The following is a 19140-nucleotide window of genomic DNA, read 5'->3' as shown; positions in this document are numbered from 1 at the left end:
ACAGGCACCAGTAGCGAGTACTCGTCTTAAGTACCCCTCCGGCTACTTTGCTACTCGCGAGTACTCGTCAACGTTGAGAGGTTGTCGAGTGGACCCGGGGGTTCCTACGCAGGATCGAGCTGCGCAAACGCGAAAATACCGCATCAACGTCGATCGTGGCGCCGTCCGCGAAGGCGAAGCGGCCGTTGGCGACGAGGCGTGCGCCGTACGTTTCGGCGAGGGAACCTTCTCCTGAGAGCACGACGACGGCGGCATAGTCCGCGTCGGCCACCGCACCGGCGGTGCCAATCCAGGGGATGGCCAGGTGCTCCCCCGCCGGGTGCGGGGCCTCGCGGCGCCAGGTGCCGGCGTCGTCCAGGACCCCGCCCCACTCCACAGGGCGGACCTCGCTGGCCAGGCCCGCCGCGGTGTCCACCGGCCAGCCGCCAATGCGCAGCCGGGCGCCGCTGCCTGCTGCGTTGCGGATCCGCACCAGCCGCAGTTCCACGGCACCCCGCGTCACGGACGCCACCGTCACCTCGGGCCCCGGCGTGGCAGTTCCCGCAGCGCCGCTGCCGTGGTCCGGGCCGCCGTCGGGATCCACCTCGATCCAGTGCGCGGTGAAGCGCGAGGCCCCCACCTGCATCCCGTCGTGCCGGAAATGGCCAAGGAACTCGAACCCGGTCCGGTGCGTCAGCCGGCCAGCCGCATCGGCGAACGCGACGGCGTTGTCCAGTGATTCCGCAGCAAGGTCCGGGAACGTGGCTGTGGAGTAGCCCAGCCGCGCATAGAGCGGGGAATCGGCTATCCTAACGCCGGCGTTGGCGTGGTCGGTTCCGTGGTTCCGGATCCGCACCACACCGTCCGAGACGGTCCCGTCTACCTGCCAGCCCGGTGCCGTGATGAAGCGCTGCGTGTCGCCGGTTTCCACCGGCAGCGGTTCCTCGACGGCCGTCCACACCGGGTGGTTCGCGGGAAGGGCGAGGCCCATCATGCCCTTGGCGGCCCAGTAAGGGGACCCCGCGCCGGAATAGGACTGCTTCATGCCCGGGAACTCGGAGTGGAAGCCGATGGTCAGCAGCCCGTCGGCGTTGTGGGCGCCGCGGTCCAGGAAGTACTTGAGGATGCCGGAGGCCGCCCGCCGGGTCACACCGGGTGTCAACCGTGTGTGACCCGCGAACTGTCCGGACCAAAACGGTGCTGCTGCCGCGAACCGGTAGATCAGGCTCCGGCCCTGGACCAGCGGGGCACCGTCAGCGCCCACCAGGTGGACGGCGTCGTCCAGGAAATCGGCCAGCCGTTCGCCGTCCAGCTCGGCACGGGCCTTCACCTGGGGGTCCTCCGGAGCCATCAGCTGCAGCAGCTGGGGGTAGACCTGGAACGCCCAGCCCACGTAGTGGTCGTAGGCGCGCTCAGGGCCGTCGGCAAACCAGCCGTGGCCGCGGTAAAGGGAATCATGGATGGCCAGCCCGGCGTCGATGTCCGACTCCGAGTAGCGTCCGCCCACGCCGGCGAGGAACTTTTCGACGACAATCTGGAACCACACCCAGTTGATGGGCGGGTACGCCTGGCCGATCACGGTCTCAAACCAGGCCACCAGCTGTTCCTGGACGCGCTGAGGAAGCCGGTCCCACAGCACCTCCCGGGTCAGTGCGAGTCCCACGGCCAGCGATGCCGCCTCCACTTTGGCCTGGTCCAGTTCGCCCGGGGTGGGCCACCGGTCCGGGTTCGCGGGGTTGGTTCCGGCGTCGATGCCCTTCGCGTACCAGTCGGCCAGCCAACCGGTGCCATCCGGATCACCGGCAATCCGGAAGGAGGCCAGCAGGAAGGTCCGGGCGAAGGCCTCCAGCGAATCGCTCTTCCGGCCGTAGGCGCTGGTGGCACCGGGCAGGTACAGGTTGGCGTGGTCTTCCGTGGCATGGCGGTGCGCGGACCGCAGCAGGTAGTCGGCGTAGGCACACCAGTGGTCCCTGGTGAGGCCGGTATACGGCGAGGCGCCGAAGTCCAGCGGTGGCATGGCCAGGGGCGCGGCGCTCACAGGGAGTCCTGCAGCACGCCGGCAGCCGGAATCCGTGGAGCCCCGATGGAGGATTCACGCAGGATCAGGTCCGGGTTCAGCTCGATGCGGTGCACGGGACGCATCCTGCCCTCGGCCAGCCGGGCGGCCATCAGCTGCACCGCCACCTTGCCCACGTACTGTTTGGGCGGCCGGACGGCGGAGATGGCGGGCTCGGCCAGGTAGGCCACCTCGTCGTCGTACCCCACGATCGCCATGTCCCCCGGAACGGAAAGTCCGCGGTCCACGCAGTGCTGCACGAATGCCACCGCCTGGGTGTCCGAATGCACCAGCATCGCCGTGGTACCGGTCTTCGTGCACAGTTCCAGTACGTGGTCGAAGTGGCTGGCCCGGCCACCGTTGCCGTGGCTGGCGGGGCCCTGTTGTGCGGAGTCCTCGTGGACCGAACCCTCCAGCGGAATCTTCAGCGCGGCCAGGGCCTGGTGCCAGCCGCGGACCACGTGCGGGCTGGTGGGACTGGATGAATCAGTCAGGCAGCCGATCCGCCGGTGGCCTTCCTGCCACAGGTGCCGCACGGCCATACCGGCGCCAAACGCGTGGTCCGTGGCCACCCATTCAAGGCGGTGCGCGGGAATCTCGGCCGGCGCACGCCGTTCGGCGAGCACCACCGGGATGGGCAGGGCGTTCAGCCAGCGGATCAGTTCGGGCCCGTGGTCACCGCCCATGTCCGGCGCCACGATCAGGCCGTCGATGTTCTGGGTGTCCAGCAGGGCCTGCACCTGCCTGCGGTTGTCTGCGGCGTCGTACGCGGACCCGCGCACCAGAATCCGCAGGTTCTGCTCTTCCGCCTCGGCCCGCGCCCCGCTGATCACCTGCGGCCAGTAGTAGTCCAGTGATGGGACCACCATGCCGATGGAATAGCTGTGCTGGGCAGCCCGCCCTGCTGCCGAGCGGTCCAGCGGGCTGGGCAGCGTGGCGCCGCCGTGAACGCGGGACGCCAGGCCCTCGTCCGCGAGGATGTTCACGTCGCGGCGGATCGTCAATTCACTGACGCCCAGCTTCGCCGCGATGTCCCGGACGGTGATGGCACCGTGCGCCCGCAGCTCCTCCATGAGCCGTTCCCGGCGCTGCAGCGAAAACAGCGACTTTCCGGTGGGTTCGGACGGTTGCTCAGGGCTCATGGTGTTGCCTCCACAGTAAGGGTGAATGCGCCGGTGGCGCGGAAAGCAGGGGATGGTGCAGCCGGCATGCGGAAACGCAGCCGGGTCAGCCGCGGTCCCCACGCGTCGGCAAGGAGCGGATCGTCCAGCTGCCATTCGTCCACGAGGACGACGGCGGCTGCAGGGTCCCAGCGCAGGGCAGCTCCCCGCTGGGTCCGGGCTGACGCGTCAACTGCCGGGATGCCGTCCGGGCGGACGGTCGCCGTCCCATCCGCGCCGAGGCCCACGGTTCCCGCCGTGAGGAAGGTGATGTCGACGTCGGCCGTTCCGCCGGCGGGCGGCACGGGAAGATCCCAGCGGTCGGCGATGGTGATGCGGCCGGGTGCCCGCTGCAGTTCCGCCGTCCGGATCCAGGCCTGGGGTTCAAACCCGTAGGCGGCTCCCAGGGCGAGTTCGAGCTGCGGCCGCTCCGGCGTGGGGGCATTGAGGACGCCGGCGGCAAAGTCCCTGCCGGTTCCCTGCTCAAGGCCGAACGGGGCAGGGACGCTGTGCCAGTTGCTCTGCATCGCACGGATGCCGTAGCGGTCCGGGCCGAACGTCTGGGCCGTGTAGGTGGGCTGCCCGGCGTCAACCAGCAGCGGAACCCCGTCCACGGCAACAACGACCGAGCCGACGTCGCGGTGGTTGTGGTGCTCGCCGTTGTGGCCTCCCTTCACCGCCAGCAGCAGCCCGTCCGCCGTTCCCCCGGCTTCCCGGGCCACCATGATCTGGACCGATGGCAGATAGGTGGTGGCCACGAGGGGAGGGGCGTTGGACGCGGATGCCTGGCGTTCGAGGAGTGTGTGCAGGACCCGGCCCAGCCCTGCGGCGGGGTCCGGTGCGCCGGTGGCCATGGCAGCGGCGTGGGCGGCCGCCTCCGGATCACCCAGCCGGACCGCCCAGCGGTGCAGCATGTCCCACGGAAGGGCGTCCGCAGCGCGGGCTGGGCCATCGGCCACGTTGAGGAACCATGCGCCGCCGATGTGCATGCGGTGCGGGAAGGCGACCAGTTCGCGGACCACCGGAAGGCCGCCATCCAGCACGCCGCCCGTGGCCTGTTCCAACAGGGCCAGCCCCTCCAGCGCCCGCCCGGCGCCGTTCCACCAGTAGGCAAAGCCCTCGTCAATGGCGCCGTCCGCGGGGATGGATGCCAGGAACCGGTCCAGGCCTTCGATGCAGCGGGCCACAGTGTGTGCCTGGGTTTCCGGGTCATCCATCAGGAACACTGCCGCGGCGATCAGGTTTGAGTGGATCCAGGGGTTCCAGTTGTGGACGTCGCCGTCCAGGCCCAGCCAGTGCCAATCCAGCCGGTCGAGGAAAGGCCGGATGACGCGTGCGGTGACCTCCTCGCGGATGCGCCTCCGCAGCCCCGGCGCCCTGTCATCGAGCTGTTCGCCCAGGACATGGTCCAGCCATGCCAGCTGCGCGGCCACCTCCCCGGCGCCGAGGTCCAGGTAGGGGGTGGCGAGGTCCGGGACGACGCAGCCCGTCCGGCGGAAGACATCGTCGTGCGCGGCCCAGCTCCATGAGCTCTGCTCGCAGAGCAGGAACGCGCCGTCGATAACCTCGTCGAGCCATGCTTCCGCCTCGTCGGCGTTCGCGCCCCGGCGGCCGGGATTGCTGGCCAGGGCCATGACGACGGCGCGGGTCAGCCGTTGCTGGCGTGCAGCCACCAGGCCTTCGTAGGCTGTCCGGTTTCCGTCCCGGAAATACCGGGCGTAGTGGGACACCAGGGGCTGGGGCCACGGCGTTCCCCGTTCCATTTCTGCTTGCCGGACAACAGCCCCGGGCACATTCAGCCCCTCGGACTGCCAGGCTTTGTTGCCCGCTGCGGGAACACTCATGCGCCCGGCCGCGCCGGGCAACAGGTGAAGCAGCGACGGTCGGGAGGCGTCGGATCCCCAGGCAGCTGCCAGTGGTGCCGCCGGTACCTGCAGCACGGTGTGGGGACCGGAAGGGGACATCATCATCTGCCTCATGTTCGAATACGATCGTTTTAGAACGAAATTGAATGACTTGCTTGTTCTGTCTTGTTCATGAGTATCTACTGATTGTTAGATGTGATGCAAGACATGAATTGCGGTTGTGAGCGCAAACGAACACGAGAGACGGGAGGCCGGGATGACGCCAAAACCCAAGGCCCTGCTGGTCATGAACCGCGGCACCTTTGCTGATCAGTTCGATTCGAGCCGGTTGGACCGGTTGGCGGGGCTGGTGGATCTGGGCGGGCAGCCGTGGACCGATTCGCTGGAGGATCCGGCGGTGGCGGGCCGGCTCGCGGACGTGGAAATCCTGCTGACCAGCTGGGGTGTGCCGCTGCTGGACGCTGCGGCACTGGAGCGGATGCCGAAGCTGCGGGCGGTGTTCCATTGCGCCGGAACGGTACGCAGTTTCGTCACACCGGAACTGTGGGACCGGGGCATCCTGGTGACCAATGGCGCGGACGCCAACGCCATTCCGGTGGCCGAGTTTACGTTCGCGTCCATCGTGCTGGCCGGGAAGAAGGCCCAGGTGCTGGCCAACGACGCCCGCACCTGGCGTGAGGACTGGTCCTACGCCACCGCGCGCGGCGAGGTGGGCAACATCGGCCGCGTGATCGGCGTGGTGGGATTCTCCCGCATCGGCCGCCGCGTGGTCCGCCTGGTCCAGCAGCTGCAGGACGTCACCTGCCTGGTCCATGATCCGCACGCCGATCCCGCCGCCGTGGCCGCCGCGGGCGGACGGCTGGTGGGCCTGGCCGAACTGCTGCGGGAGTCCGACGTCGTCAGCATCCACGCCCCGGCGCTGCCGGAAACCCGGCACATGATCGGGGCCGCGGAACTGCAGGCCATGAAGGACCACGCCACCCTGATCAACACCGCCCGCGGCTCACTGGTGGACACCCGGGCCCTGGAGGCCGAGTGCGCCACCGGCCGGATCCACGCACTCCTGGACGTCACCGAACCCGAGCCGCTGCCGAAGGATTCGGTCCTCTATGACCTGCCCAACGTAGTGCTCACGCCCCACATCGCCGGGTCGCTGGGCACCGAAACCCGGCGGATGTCCGACGCCGCCCTGAACGACCTCGAACGGTACCTCACCGGAGAACAGCTCGTAGCCCAGGTGGTCTCCGAAGACCTCTCCCTGAGCGCCTGAACCAACCCCGGCCGCGGATGCGGCAGACCAAAAACCCAGTAAGGAGCACGCAATGAAGCGCACCACCCTCGCCGCCATCGCCCTGGCAGTCACCGCAGGCCTGGGCCTGTCCGGTTGTGCCGGCGCCGCCGGACCGGCCGAACCCCAAGGCCAGGAAGGCAAAACCCGCCTGACCGTTTCGGTCTGGAACTACGAAGGCACCCCGGAATTCAAGGCCCTCTTCGACAGCTACGAAGCAGCCAACCCGGACATCGACATCGAACCCGTGGACATCCTCGCAGATGACTACCCGCAGAAGGTCACCACCATGCTGGCCGGCGGAGACACTACGGACGTCCTCACCATGAAGAACGTCATCGACTACGCCCGCTACGCCAACAACGGCCAGCTGCAGGAAATCAACGGCGTGGTGGACACCGTTGGCAAGGACAACCTCGCCGGTCTGGATGCCTTCGACATCGGCGGCAAGTACTACGCCGCCCCCTACCGGCAGGACTTCTGGCTTCTGTACTACAACAAGGATCTGCTCAAGGCCGCAGGCGTGGAGAACCCCGCTGACCTGACGTGGGACGAGTACACCGCCCTGGCCAAGAAGCTCACCACCGAGGCCAACGGCAAGAAGGTCTACGGCACTTACCACCACATCTGGCGATCCGTGGTGCAGGCCATCGCGGCCGCCCAGGACGACGCCGACCAGAACAGCGGCGACTACGGTTTCTTCGAGGACCAGTACAACACCGCCCTGGACCTGCAGAAGAGCGGCGCCACGCTGGACTTCGGCACCGCCAAGAGCCAGAAAACCAGCTACCGCACCATGTTCGAAACCGGCCAGGCCGCCATGATGCCCATGGGCACCTGGTACATCGCCGGCATCCTGCAGGCCAAGAAGGACGGCAAGTCCACCGTGGACTGGGGCCTGGCCCCGATGCCGCAGAAGAACGACGACGGCAAGGTCACCACGTTCGGTTCGCCCACCGCTTTCGCCGTCAACAAGAACGCCGCGCACTCGGACGAGGCCAGGAAGTTCATCGAGTGGGCCGCGGGCGAGGAAGGCGCCAAGGCCATCTCCAAGATCGGTGTTGTGCCGGCCCTGCAGAACGATGCCATCACCGCCGAGTACTTCAAGCTTGCCGGCATGCCCACTGACGAACTGTCCAAGAAGGCCTTCACCCCGGACAAGGTTGCCCTGGAAATGCCGGTCAGCGACAAGTCTGCCGCCACGGACAAGATCCTCAACCAGGAACACGACCTGATCATGGTGGGTGAGCGCTCGGTGTCCGACGGGGTTGCCGAGATGGGCAAGCGCGTCAAAAGCGAAGTCCTGGGCCAGTAACGGGCAGCCATGAGCACTGAAACTATTCCTTCGACCGTTGCCCCGGCTGTCCACAGCCGGGGCAACCGGAAGCAGGCCCGGCGCAATACCCTGATTGGCTGGACGTTCATCCTGCCGAACTTCCTGGGGTTCCTGGCCTTCACCCTGATCCCGGTCCTGGCCGCGTTCGCGTTGTCCTTCATGGAGTGGACCTCCTTCACCGCCCCCAAGTGGGTGGGTCTGGCCAACTTCCAGCGGATGTTCGCGTCCGATTCCTTCTGGATCGCGCTGCGCAACACCGTGGTCTACGCCATCGGCCACGTCCCGCTGACCATGGCACTGGCCCTGCTCCTGGCGATGCTCCTGAACCGCAAGCTCAAAGGCATCGGCTTCTTCCGCGTCGCCATCTTCTTCCCCTACATCACCTCACTGGTAGCAGTGGCCGTGGTCTGGAACATGCTCTTCAGCCCGGACAACGGCCCCATCAACCAGTTCCTGCAGGCCGTGGGCATTGCCAACCCGCCCGGCTGGACCTCCAGTTCCGACTGGGCCCTGCCCGCCGTCATCATCACCAGCGTCTGGCGCGACATGGGCTACTACATGGTCCTCTACCTCGCCGGCCTCCAGGCCATCCCCGCCGAACTCTACGAAGCCGCCGAAGTCGATGGCGCCTCCGCCTGGCAACGCTTCTGGAATGTCACCATCCCCTCGCTGCGCCCCACCACGTTCTTCGTGGTGGTCATGCTGACAGTTTCCAGCTTCAAAGTCTTCGACCTCATTGTCGTCATGACCAACGGCGGCCCCGGACGCTCCACCACCGTGCTGTCGCAGCTCATTTATCAGGAGGGCATCGGTGAAGGAAAGTTCGGCTACTCGTCCGCCATCTCGCTGGTGCTGTTCCTCATCGTGCTGACGGTCACCGTGCTCCAGTTCAAGATCCAACAGCGGAGGGAACGCTGATGACCAACATGGCCGAGGACCTCAAAGCCCTCGAAACAAGGAACGCAGCCCACTCCGCCGGCGACGGGCAGGCATCCGGCGCGGAAGACCGCCGTCGTACCGAGCGCAGGCGCTCCCCGCGCGAGCAGAAGAAGCGCACCACGGACCTGGTCATCTACGCTGCCCTGGCGGTCCTGGTGGTGGCCCTGATGGTGCCGTTCATCTGGATGGTCTCCTCCTCGCTGAAGGAAAACAACCAGGTCCTCACCGTCCCCATCCAGTGGATCCCCACCGAGTTCGTGTGGAGCAACTACACAGACATCTGGACCCGCATCCCCATGATGGGCTACCTGCAGAACTCGCTGTACCTGGCCGTGATCATCACCTGCCTGCAGGTCCTCACCGGATCGCTGGCCGCCTACGGCTTCTCCAAGGTCCGCTTCCCCGGCCGCGACGTGCTGTTCCTGGCCTACATCGGCACCATCGCCGTGCCCTGGCAGGCCTACATGGTCCCGCAGTACATCATGATGCAGAACCTGGGCCTGACCAACAGCTTCAACGCCCTGATCCTGCTGCAGGCCTTCGGTGCGTTCGGCGTGTTCCTCATGCGCCAGTACTACATGACCATCCCGGACGAACTCTGCGAAGCCGCCCGGATCGACGGCCTCAGCGAATACGGCATCTGGGCCCGCGTCATCCTCCCCCTGTCCAAACCCGCCCTCGCCAGCCTGGCACTGCTCACGTTCGTGAATACCTGGAACGACTACATGGGCCCGTTCATCTACCTCACGTCCAACCGCCTCTGGACCGTCCAGCTGGGCCTGCGGTCCTTCGTGGGCCAGTTCGACGCCGAATACGCCATGATCATGACCGGCTCCGTCATCTCCGTGATCCCCATCCTGGCCATCTTCCTGATCGGCCAGCGGTACTTCATCCAGGGCATCGCCACAAGCGGCATGAAAGGATGACGAACGTGGCACACCACCCGAGCCAGGGCACAACGCAGCGTCCGGCGCAGGCAAACCGACGTAGCTTGGCCGGGAGGATCCCCTCCCCCGGCTTTGAAACGTTCGGCGGCATCTTCGGCTTCATCTACACCTTCCTGGCCGGGAACGTGCTGATGGCTTTCGCCAATGCCCCGCTGGTGCTGTGCCTGGCCCTCGTGGCCGACCCCGCCGCCGCGTGGCCGTTCTTCCTGGCACTGTCCGTCACCATCCCGCCGTCGCTCGCCGGCCTGTTCGCCGCCTTCCAGGCACTGCACGACGACGGCGCCGCGGCAAAGCCGGTGGCCTCCTTCCTGCGGGGCTACCGGCGCGGCTTCCGCCGGTCCGCACCCCTGGGAGTGGCAGCCATCGCGGTGCTGCTCTTCCTCGGCGTGGACCTGGTGATTGTCCAGTCCATGCCGGCAGCGGCGCTGCTGGTACCCGTGATCGCCGCAGCAGCCGCAGCCACGGTAAGTGTCACCGTGATGGCGATTGCCGGCGTCGTACTCCTGCCCGCGGCCGGACTCAAGGACTTGCTCAAGGCAGCCCTCTACCTGGCGGTCCGGCGCTGGTACCTCAGCCTCGCCATGCTGGTGCTCCTGGGCATCATCGCCTCCGCCGCGCTCCTGCAGCCGGTCCTTGGCGTCGCCCTGGCACCCGCTCCGCTGCTTTTCGTCGTCTGGAGCAACGCCTCCTACGCCTTCTCAGCCGCCCTCCAAACCGCCAACTGATTTGGGATCCACCGTGCACACCTTTGCCATCGGCAGCCGCGACTTCCTGTTGGACGGCGAGCCGTTCCGCATCCTCTCCGGCGCCATCCACTACTTCCGGGTCCACCCGGACCTGTGGGCGGACCGGATCCGCAAGGCTCGCCTCATGGGCCTGAACACCATCGAAACGTACGTCCCGTGGAACGAGCACTCCCCTACTCCCGGAGCCTTCCGGACCGATGGCGGCCTGGACCTGGGCCGCTTCCTGGACCTGGTGGCGGCCGAGGGCATGCGGGCGCTCGTCCGGCCCGGGCCCTACATCTGCGCGGAGTGGGACAACGGCGGGCTGCCGGCCTGGCTGTTCACGGACCCCGCCATCGGGGTGCGCAGCAGCGAGACCGGGTACCTGGCGGCCGTGGACGGGTTCATGGACCGGCTGCTGCCCATTGTGGTGGAGCGGCAGATTACCCGGGGCGGTCCGGTGATCCTGTTCCAGATCGAAAACGAATACGGCGCGTATGGCTCGGACAAGGCCTACCTGCAGCACCTCGTGGACTCGGCGAAGCAGGCCGGCGTCGAGGTTCCGCTGTTCACCTGCGACCAGCCTTTCGGGACCATGATCGAGGACGGCTCGCTGCCCGGGCTGCACAAGACCGGCACGTTCGGTTCGCGCGCGGATGAGCGGCTGGCCTTCCTGCGGGAGCGGCAGCCGGACGGGCCGCTGATGTGCGCGGAGTTCTGGAACGGCTGGTTCGACAACTGGGGAACGCACCACCACACCACCGACGCCGCAGCGTCCGCGGCAGAGCTGGACGCCCTGCTCTCCGCCGGAGCGTCGGTCAACATCTACATGTTCCACGGCGGCACCAACTCCGGCTTCACCAATGGCGCCAACGACAAGGGCATCTACGAACCCACCATCACCTCCTACGACTACGACGCCCCGCTCACCGAGGACGGCCACCCCACGGAGAAGTACTTCGCGTTCCGGGACGTCATTGCCCAGCACTTCCCGGTTCCCGCGGAGGTACCGGAGCGCCAGGCTGCTGTCCCGGCATCAGCGGTATCGGTAACGTCGAGTGCCCCGCTCCTGGACACCGCCGCGGCCTTCCCCGCCGTGACCGTCCCCGGTTCCGTGCCGCCGAGCGAAACCACCGGACAATACCGCGGATTCTTCCTCTACGAACGGCAGCTGGACGGCGGCGGCGTCCTCGCCTTCAGCGAAATCCGCGACCGCGCGCAATTCTTCCTGGACGGTTTCCCGGTTGGCACGCTCAGCCGGGAGCTCGGCGAGCGCAGCATTGTCCTCCCCCGCGGCGGACTCCTTCAGGTCCTGGTGGAGGACCAGGGCCGGGTGAACTACGGGCCGCGGATCGGCGAGGCGAAAGGCCTGATCGGCCCGGCGCTGCTCGACGGTGCTGAACTGGAGGATTGGAGCATCCGCGCCGTGGACCTCTCTTCGCTGGACCCGTTCCGGGCAGCAGCCGTGGAGTTTCCGGCGGACAGTTCCGGCCCTGCTGGCGTGGCGGGTCCCTCGGTTTCGTTCGGTTCGTTCGAGGCCGACGGGCCCGATGACAGGTATCTCCGGCTGGACGGCTGGACCAAGGGCAACGCGTTCGTGAACGGCTTCAACCTGGGCCGTTACTGGAGCCGCGGCCCGCAGCGGACGCTGTTCGTGCCCGGTCCGCTCATCCGCGCGGGCGTCAATGAGCTCGCCATCCTGGAACTGCAGGGCAGCGCCACCCGGGAGGTCCGCTTCGTGGCCGCCCCGGACCTTGGCCCGGACGAAAAGTAGCCCCTGGGCCGCGTCACGCACAGCATCCTTTCGGAGGGCGCCCGACGGCGGAGCCCCGGTTTTTCGGGGGACACCAGTCTTAGGGAAGCCAAAAGCGTGCCCGGCGTGACGGCTGGTTGTTCAGTCCAGGCTGGCGCGCGGTTCGGAGCCGGGCCACGAGCGTGGCCGCCAGCAGCGCCGTGGCCAGTTCCAGTCCGATGACCAGCAGCAGTTGCGCGGCGGCTTCCGTTCCCGCACCGGAGACAGCCGCAGCGGACGACGCCGGCGCCCCGCCGTGGGCGTGCCCCGCACCGCCGCTTCCCATGCCGGACAGCAGGAGGGCGGCGTGCACGGCCACCATCACCAGCGCGGAGGCCGTGACCTGGTGCAGCGCGCCGGAACCCCGGGCAGGTCCCGCGCTGTGCCGCCAGATATGGACAGTGCAGGGAACGCAGACGGCGGCGAGCGCCACCATCAGGATCCCCAGCCACAGGCCGTGGTGGCCCGAAGCGGCCAGCCACAGGTGGGCTGCGCAGGACACCGCGGTGACTACGGCCACCAGCCGGGCGTGCAGGACGGGCCGTTTGGCACGGACCCGGCCCGCCGCCGTCGTCGTACGCTTCGCCGCCGGGGCAGCCGTGGGAGCGGGGACCAGGCTAGTGGCAGCCACCGCTGCCGCCCTCGGTGTGGCAGGAGGATGCCTGCCGGTTCGGGTTCGCGGGGACGTCGAGGACGGGGCTGCGGTCGAAGAAGCCCTCTGGGCGGAGCTTGAAGCCCACCGTGTCCACGGGCATGATGGGCCAGTCCTCCACCCGCGGGAAGTGGGTCAGGCCAAAGGTGTGCCACACCACGATGTCCTGGCCGTCGATGTCCCGGTCCTGTGCCACGTAGGCGGGGAGCCCGGCGCCGCCGGAGTGCTGGTTCACGAAGTCGCCCGTGGGGTAGCGCTCCTCCTCGGCGTAGCGGGTAACCCACAGGTCCTTGGTGGCGAACGCGGCACGGCGGGCGATGGACGATTCCGGGTCGGCGAGCAGCGTGGGCTGGTTGTGGGAGTGGAGCTTGTAGCCCACCGGTTCGCCCAGCCGGTTGCGGGATTCCGGGTTGGAGATGATCCAAGTGCGGCCGGCCCGCGCATCGGCCTCCCGGACGCCGTCGGATTCCCGGGCCAGCAGCGTGCGCCGGCGGGAGAACGCGTTGCCACGCTCGTTCCCCGGCCCCATCACCTGCCGGATGACGTCCTCTTCCTCTACCCGGTTGGTGAAGCCGTCCACCGCCATGTCCAGCCGGGCGCTGAACAGGTGCTGGTGGAACGGGGCACCCAGGCCGGGGGCCAACTGGGAGATGTTGTCCGAGCCGCCCTCGGGGAACGCCGAGGTGAACACAACGCCGGTGGCCTTGGCCTCGAACTCGATGGTGCCGTCCAGGTAGAGGTACCAGTAGAAGCCGTAATCGTAGTTACCGATGGTGGTGAAGAAGGAGATCACCAGGCGGCGGTTGCGGCGGGTGTAGGTGATTCCGCTCCAGAGGTCGGAGTGCTTGGAGAGGATGCTCCAGTCCTCCTCGTGCATGCAGATGCCGTTGCGGATCTCGCGGGGGTTTCCGAACGCGTCGGAGATGACCGGGCTGAGGTAGGTGATCTCGCCCAGGCAGTCACAGCCGAGTTCGAGGGAGTTGGCGTACTGGCCCACCAGGTATTCGCCGGTGTCGAAGTAGTTCTGCCAGGACCTGATGGGTGACGGGTCGCCGTAGGGCACCACCATCTCGGCGATGGAGGCACGGTTGATGATGGGCCGCTTCCGGTCACTGTCCTGGAAGGCGATGTTGTGCAGGACCACGCCTTCGCGGGAATCGAACCCCACGTCCAGGCTCCACTTTTCCCATTCCACGTGGTTCCCGCCGGTGACAGTGAAGCTGGGACCTTCCGGCTGGGTAATGCTGATGGGCTTCTGGGTTTCGCGGATGGGTCCGGTCAGTTCAGGGTCTGTGTAGTTGCCGTGCTCGGCCGGGATGGGCATGGCACCGAGGTCGATCACCTGGGTGACCTCCTGGCGAACCACGTCCACGTAGGCCACCAGGCCGTCCACCGGGTGCGCCCACGCACTGTCCTCCGGGAACTCCTGGACGAACGCCAGCCCGCGGAGGATCCGGCGCCCCTTTTCCTCCGGGTATTCGAACACGCCGGCCGAGAGCGGCGCGACGCGGACTTTCTTGACGTCGAGTCCCCGGTCCGCGAGTGCCTTCAGCCACCGTTCGTCGGTGGCCAGGAGGGATTCCACTACCTCGAACTCCTCCTCGAGGACCGGCAGCTCTCCGGTCACGGCGGTATCCAGTTCGACGGCGGTCTCCACTTTTTGGTGCGTCACGGAGACCACCACGTCGCGGGGCGCAGCGCCGGAGACGTCGTGCACGAAGATACGGAACCGGCGGTTCGCCGCGCCGGCGTCACCGGTAGTGTCCGCGCTGTGTGGGTCGGTGATGCGTGCCGGATCCAGCAACCCCAGGTAAGCGATGCGGTGCTGCGGGCCAAAGAGCCCACTGGCCTGGAGGATGGCACGCACCTCAAGGATCTCCGGGGCCGTGACCGGCCCATAGGCAGATGCTGGGGCCAAAGCCGTGGTGGTTTCGATGGGGGTAAGCGTCATGGGAAAACCTTTGATCGGGCCGTCGCCAGCTGCCGGTGGTTTATTTTCTATAGTTGTAGAGAATAAAGGTCCGTAACATGGCCCACAAGAGTCCGAGCCAAAAAAATATCCGGGAGTGGGCCGCGGTGCCGAAGATTGTTGACCACGACGAGCGGCGCCTCGAGCTTGTGGATGCCACCTGGCGGATCATCGCCAGGCAAGGCATGGAAGGCGCCACCATGCGGGAAATCGCCCTGGAGGCCGGCTTCGCAAACGGAGCCCTGAAACCCTACTTCCCCACCAAGGACACACTCCTGGAGTTCGCGTTCGGCCATGTGTTCAACCGGACCAACCGGCGCATTGCGGACGTCACCGGAGGCAGGACCGGGCTCGATGCCCTGCAGGCCTTCTGCCTCGAAGTGCTTCCACTGGACGAGGAACGCATCAACGAGGCCCGCATCGTGATCCCGTTCTGGCAGAAGGCGGTCACCGATCCCGGGAAGGCGGAAATCCACCGGCAGTCCATGGAGGAATGGGCGGACACCATCCGGCGCTACCTCGCTGAGGCAAGGAACAGCGGCGACGTTCGCACCGCCGTCGATGATTCCCTCCTGGCCAGCCAGCTCCTCAATATGCTGCTCGGCGCCCAAATCGAGGCCGCCCTCGCCCCGCCGGGCCGGACGGACTTCGGCCACGAGGCGCAACTGGAAGGCTACCTGGAGCTGCTCCGGAACTGACGTCCGCCGGGCAGGAAAGCTGGGAGTTCGCACAAAAGGCGCCGGAAAAAGGCCGCTGAAACCAAAAGCATGCTTAGTATTAAAGGGTCAGGTTCCGGGACACCCCGGAGCGGGTACGAACGCAAGGAGCAGCTCATGGGTTTGGACGACAAGATTGACAATGCCGCGGAAAAGCTTGGCGGCAAGGGCAAGGAAGCTGCCGGCCACGCCTCGGGCGATGAAAGCCTGAAGGCCGAAGGCAAGACGGACCAGGCCAAGGCTGACCTCAAGCAGGCCGGCGAAAAGGTCAAGGACGCCTTCAAGAAGGACTAGCCACAGGCTGGCCACCGGTGCCGTAATGGGTGCAGTTCCCTCAGGAACTGCACCCATTCGCATGTCCGGGCTCCTCATCGCCCTGCTCAGCGGACGAGGCCCGAGACCAGGTTGATGGTGGTGGCCAGAACGATGGTTCCCAGGAGGTAGGACAGCAGGGCCTGCCGGAGGACCGTGCCGCGGATCGCCCGCGTTTTGAGGCTCGTATCCGAAACCTGGAACGTCATGCCCACCGTGAAGGCCAGGTACGCAAAATCCTTGTAGCGGGGAGGTTCTTCCCCGTTGAAATCGATCCCGCCCCGGTCCTGGTAGAAGATCGAGGCGTACCGCAAGGTGAAGAGGGTGTGGACCAGGAACCAGGACAGGGCGATGCTGCCCAGCGCCATGGCCACGATGGCATCCTTGGCGAACCCTTCCGCCGTTGACGCATCGACAAGGATGAGGCCCACGCCGGCGAAACTTGCCACTGTGGCAGTCAGGACCAGCGCATCGGAAAACACCCGCCCCGGGTCTTCACGCCGCGCATGGGCGGCGGTAGCCTCCGGCCCCAGGCGCCCGATGACACTCCAGACCCAGGCCAGGTAGGTGGCGGACGCCGCTGCCCAGCCCAGCGCGGGCGCGTAGGCCCAATCTCCCGAGGCGCCCACCAGCAGCGCCGTAACCAGCCCGACGGCAAGCATCACCAGCATGCGCAGCCGGGAGTGATGCGAGCGCGCATTGAAATCCCTCTGCGTCCCGCCTGGACCTTTCAAGGCTCCCATGGGCCGATCATGCCACGCCGCGGCGCATCCGGGGGACGTTCGACGGCGGCACGCGGGAAAGTGCCGCCGTCGCCTTTTTTCGCCAGGTGTTGAAAAAAGATTCCGCGGACCCTAACCTGTTGTCACTGTGTTCCACGGCACAGTTCCGGGGGAACGTCCGAGTGACCACTCGTCAGGAGCAGCCATGCCAGCACCCGTCCGGGCTACGGTCCCCGCAAGCCAGTCCCTCGCCGTCAGTACCGCCTCATCCTTCGACCACTGGAAGCACCTGGTGGCCGAATCCTTCGTGCCGTTGGCGGCGGAGACGGCGGACGCGGACGGCTTCCGGGGCGACTGCGCTCCAGGGTCCTGGACCGGATGTCCATCGTGGAGGTCACTGCCACATCCCACCAGGTCCACCGCACGCCGGCGCTCATCTCCCGGGCCCACGAGCGGTACTTCAAACTGAACCTGCAGCTTGAAGGCACCGGACTGCTGATCCAGGACAACCGTGAAGCGCTGCTCCGGCCCGGTGACCTCGCCATCTATGACACCAACCGGCCCTATACCCTGGCCTTCGAGCACACCACCCGGATCATGGTGGTGATGTTCCCCTGCGACACCCTCGCCCTGCCCACGGATTATGTGGGCCAGCTGGCGGCGGTGCGGATGGCGGGCGACGGCGGCCTCAGCGGCATCGTGGGCCACTTTATCCGGCAGCTGTCAGAAAACCTGGACGTGCTCAACGGACCCAGCGGCTCAAGGCTCGCGGCCAACGCCCTGGACCTGGTGTCCACCATGCTGCACGCCGAAATGGACATCTCCCCAGACCGGATGAAGCCGCAGGCCCTTCTGGCGGTGGCGGTGCGGGAGTACATTGACGCGAACCTGTCAGATCCACTGCTTTCGCCGGCCAGCATCGCCGCGGCGCATTTCATTTCCACCCGGCACCTGCACAACGTCTTCCACGAGTCCGGGACCACGGTGGCCACCTGGATCCGGACCCAGCGGCTGGAAGGTGCCCGCCGCGACCTCCGGGACCCGCTGCACGCCGGGCTGCCTGTCGGCGCCGTGGCCGCCCGCTGGGGCTTCCTGGATGCGGCACACTTCAGCCGCACGTTCCGGGATGCGTTTGGCGTGCCGCCGTCGGACTGGCGCCGGGGCAGCTAGATCAGGCCTGCCCGGGCTAGATCAGGCCCTGGGCCAGCATGGCATCGGCCACCTTCACGAACCCGCCGATATTGGCGCCCAGCACGTAGTTGCCCGGCTGGCCATACTCGTCGGCGGTGGACGCACAGCGGTGGTGGATGCCCACCATGATCTCGGTCAACCGCTCCTCGGTGTGTTCGAAGGACCATGAATCCCGGCTGGCGTTTTGCTGCATCTCCAGGGCCGAGGTGGCCACCCCGCCCGCATTCGCTGCCTTGCCGGGTCCGAATAGCACCCCGGCATCCTGGAACACCGCAACAGCGTCGCGAGTGGAGGGCATATTGGCGCCCTCGCCCACCGCCAGGAGGCCGCCGCGCACCAAGCGGGCAGCAGCATCGCCGTCGAGCTCGTTCTGCGTGGCGCAGGGCAGCGCCACCGTGGCGTCAACGTCCCACACGGAACCGCCGTCCACGTAGGAGACGCCGCCGCGGCGTTCCGCGTAGTCCTTCAGGCGGCCGCGCTCCACTTCCTTCACCTCACGGAGAAGCGCGACGTCGATCCCCGCCTCATCCACCACATAGCCTGACGAATCGGAGCAGGCCACCACGGTGGCCCCCAGCGATTGCGCCTTGGCGATCGCGTTGATGGCAACGTTGCCGGAACCCGAAACCACCACGCGCTGGCCGTCGAAGGAGGATCCACGGGTCTTCAGCATTTCCTGGGTGAAGATGACGGTGCCAAACCCGGTGGCCTCGGGGCGGACCAGGGACCCGCCCCAGGAGATGCCCTTACCGGTGAGGACGCCCGATTCGTACCGGTTGGTGATGCGCTTGTACTGGCCGAAGAGGTAGCCGATTTCGCGGCCGCCCACGCCAATGTCGCCGGCCGGCACGTCGGTGTATTCGCCGATGTGCCGGTAGAGCTCGGTCATGAAGGACTGGCAGAAGCGCATGACTTCAGCGTCGCTGCGGCCGCGGGGATCGAAATCAGAGCCGCCCTTGCCGCCGCCGATGGGCATGCCGGTGAGCGCGTTCTTGAAGATCTGTTCAAAACCCAGGAACTTGACGATGCCCAGGTAGACGGAGGGGTGGAACCGCAGGCCGCCCTTGTAGGGGCCCAGGGCTGAGTTGAACTCCACCCGGAAGCCGCGGTTGATCTGGACCCGCCCGGCGTCGTCGGTCCACGGGACGCGGAAGATGATCTGCCGCTCGGGCTCGCACAGCCGTTCCAGGATGGCGGCTTCGAGGAACTCGGGGTGCCTGTCGTGAACTGGTCCCAGGCTTTCGAAGACTTCCACCACAGCCTGGTGGAATTCCGCTTCGCCGGGGTTCCTGGCCAGGACGGTGTCCCTGATGGCCTCGAGCCGAGCATCCATGATGTTTTCCTTACCGTGGCCGTACGCGGGACGGCACACAGGAGGCGGCGCTGTCCCAAGAGGTTTACGTTTCAACCTAACCGATTGCGACTGCCGGCCGCCAAGTGAAGCCCCAAACTTCCGCTAATCTCCGTATTGTGACAACGAAATTCCATTCA

At 67.0% G+C, this 19140-nt stretch carries 15 protein-coding genes and 1 pseudogene; 9 read left to right on the top strand and 7 right to left on the bottom strand.

Annotated features, from left to right (window positions below; all coding sequences use genetic code 11):
- Window positions 1-67: 67 nt before the first annotated feature.
- Genes UC32_RS08200 through UC32_RS08190 form a run of 3 tightly spaced genes read right to left on the bottom strand, consistent with a single transcriptional unit; the run spans window position 68 to window position 5165 of the window.
- A complete protein-coding gene (locus UC32_RS08200) occupies window positions 68-2017 on the bottom strand; it encodes a DUF2264 domain-containing protein (RefSeq protein ID WP_082071994.1) in 1950 nt (649 codons plus the stop codon).
- Window positions 2014-3177, bottom strand: coding sequence for a LacI family DNA-binding transcriptional regulator (locus UC32_RS08195; RefSeq protein ID WP_045730741.1), 1164 nt, complete (start codon window positions 3175-3177; stop codon window positions 2014-2016). Before UC32_RS08195 ends, UC32_RS08200 begins: the two co-directional genes overlap by 4 nt.
- Window positions 3174-5165 carry a heparinase II/III family protein gene (locus UC32_RS08190; protein WP_235423621.1) on the bottom strand — a complete coding sequence of 664 codons (1992 nt, stop codon included), beginning with the start codon at window positions 5163-5165 and terminating at the stop codon, window positions 3174-3176. Before UC32_RS08190 ends, UC32_RS08195 begins: the two co-directional genes overlap by 4 nt.
- Window positions 5166-5316: 151 nt before the next feature.
- Here UC32_RS08190 and UC32_RS08185 point away from each other — a divergent pair, with 151 nt between their 5' ends.
- Genes UC32_RS08185 through UC32_RS08160 form a run of 6 tightly spaced genes read left to right on the top strand, consistent with a single transcriptional unit; the run spans window position 5317 to window position 12069 of the window.
- Window positions 5317-6330, top strand: a complete 1014-nt coding sequence (locus UC32_RS08185) for a hydroxyacid dehydrogenase (protein WP_045730740.1) — start codon at window positions 5317-5319, stop codon at window positions 6328-6330.
- A gap of 52 nt (window positions 6331-6382) precedes the next feature.
- Window positions 6383-7663 (top strand): ABC transporter substrate-binding protein, encoded by a 1281-nt coding sequence (locus UC32_RS08180; protein WP_045730739.1) that lies wholly within the window; start codon window positions 6383-6385, stop codon window positions 7661-7663.
- A gap of 9 nt (window positions 7664-7672) precedes the next feature.
- Window positions 7673-8602 carry a carbohydrate ABC transporter permease gene (locus UC32_RS08175; RefSeq protein WP_015938717.1) on the top strand — a complete coding sequence of 310 codons (930 nt, stop codon included), beginning with the start codon at window positions 7673-7675 and terminating at the stop codon, window positions 8600-8602.
- Entirely contained in the window at window positions 8602-9549 is a 948-nt protein-coding gene (locus UC32_RS08170) for a carbohydrate ABC transporter permease (protein ID WP_045730738.1), read from the top strand. Before UC32_RS08175 ends, UC32_RS08170 begins: the two co-directional genes overlap by 1 nt.
- A gap of 5 nt (window positions 9550-9554) precedes the next feature.
- The gene (locus UC32_RS08165) at window positions 9555-10295 is read left to right on the top strand and encodes a YesL family protein (RefSeq protein ID WP_412178018.1); all 741 of its coding nucleotides are present in this window, start codon (window positions 9555-9557) and stop codon (window positions 10293-10295) included.
- Between the two features lie 13 nt (window positions 10296-10308).
- Entirely contained in the window at window positions 10309-12069 is a 1761-nt protein-coding gene (locus tag UC32_RS08160; RefSeq protein ID WP_045730736.1) for a glycoside hydrolase family 35 protein, read from the top strand.
- A 79-nt stretch (window positions 12070-12148) separates the two neighbouring features.
- Here UC32_RS08160 and UC32_RS08155 read toward each other — a convergent pair whose 3' ends face one another.
- Together UC32_RS08155 and UC32_RS08150 are read right to left on the bottom strand one after the other, a co-directional pair.
- A complete protein-coding gene (locus tag UC32_RS08155; RefSeq protein ID WP_045730735.1) occupies window positions 12149-12718 on the bottom strand; it encodes a hypothetical protein in 570 nt (189 codons plus the stop codon).
- On the bottom strand, window positions 12705-14690 hold the full coding sequence (locus UC32_RS08150) for a primary-amine oxidase (RefSeq protein WP_045730734.1): 1986 nt from the start codon (window positions 14688-14690) through the stop codon (window positions 12705-12707). The genes UC32_RS08155 and UC32_RS08150 overlap by 14 nt, the downstream gene beginning before the upstream one ends.
- 77 nt (window positions 14691-14767) lie before the next feature.
- Between UC32_RS08150 and UC32_RS08145 the strand changes: the two genes are divergently transcribed.
- Together UC32_RS08145 and UC32_RS08140 are read left to right on the top strand one after the other, a co-directional pair.
- On the top strand, window positions 14768-15406 hold the full coding sequence (locus UC32_RS08145) for a TetR/AcrR family transcriptional regulator (protein ID WP_045730733.1): 639 nt from the start codon (window positions 14768-14770) through the stop codon (window positions 15404-15406).
- 135 nt (window positions 15407-15541) lie between these two features.
- Window positions 15542-15718, top strand: coding sequence for a CsbD family protein (locus UC32_RS08140; protein WP_045730732.1), 177 nt, complete (start codon window positions 15542-15544; stop codon window positions 15716-15718).
- 86 nt (window positions 15719-15804) lie between these two features.
- Here UC32_RS08140 and UC32_RS08135 read toward each other — a convergent pair whose 3' ends face one another.
- Window positions 15805-16407, bottom strand: coding sequence for a DUF1345 domain-containing protein (locus tag UC32_RS08135; protein ID WP_152642590.1), 603 nt, complete (start codon window positions 16405-16407; stop codon window positions 15805-15807).
- A gap of 256 nt (window positions 16408-16663) precedes the next feature.
- Between UC32_RS08135 and UC32_RS08130 the strand changes: the two are divergent.
- Window positions 16664-17628 (top strand): annotated as a pseudogene (locus tag UC32_RS08130) (AraC-like ligand-binding domain-containing protein).
- Window positions 17629-17644: 16 nt separating this feature from the next.
- Here the strand turns inward: UC32_RS08130 and gdhA are convergent.
- Window positions 17645-18982: an NADP-specific glutamate dehydrogenase gene (gene gdhA / locus UC32_RS08125; RefSeq protein ID WP_045730730.1), complete on the bottom strand. Its 1338-nt coding sequence runs from the start codon at window positions 18980-18982 to the stop codon at window positions 17645-17647.
- Window positions 18983-19140 lie beyond the last annotated feature (158 nt).

This window comes from Pseudarthrobacter chlorophenolicus, from assembly GCF_000962805.1.
GTDB lineage: Bacteria > Actinomycetota > Actinomycetes > Actinomycetales > Micrococcaceae > Arthrobacter > Arthrobacter chlorophenolicus_A.
The sequence above is the reverse complement of the archived record's forward strand: the minus strand, read 5'-3'. Positions and strand labels throughout refer to the sequence as shown.